General features: G+C 38.9%; 1 pseudogene. It reads right to left on the bottom strand.

Annotated features, from left to right (window positions below):
• Nucleotides 1–275: pseudogene (locus AAEY57_RS19910) on the bottom strand (peptidylprolyl isomerase); the annotation flags it as partial.

Genomic DNA, 275 nt, shown 5'->3' with positions numbered 1-275 from the left:
GTTTAAAGGCTCTGGTAGAGCATTAAGTGCTAAAAGAGGTGTAGATTTAACTTCCACTTCAGCAGCTTCTGCAGCGTCGTCTAAGCGGTCTGAAATTTCAAATGCAAGTGCGCCCATTTCTGTTTGCTTTTCGTAAAATGCATCTACTTTTTCAGCTTGTTCTAATTCAGCACGTAAGTCAGCTTTAACATCGTCATACGCTTTAACTTGTTGTGGTTGAATGTCTGTAAGTTTAATTATGTGATAACCAAACTCAGAAGCAACAACCTCAGAAA

This window comes from Pseudoalteromonas sp. MER144-MNA-CIBAN-0113 (genome assembly GCF_040308965.1).
Taxonomy (GTDB): domain Bacteria; phylum Pseudomonadota; class Gammaproteobacteria; order Enterobacterales; family Alteromonadaceae; genus Pseudoalteromonas; species Pseudoalteromonas tetraodonis.
The sequence above is the reverse complement of the archived record's forward strand: the minus strand, read 5'-3'. Positions and strand labels throughout refer to the sequence as shown.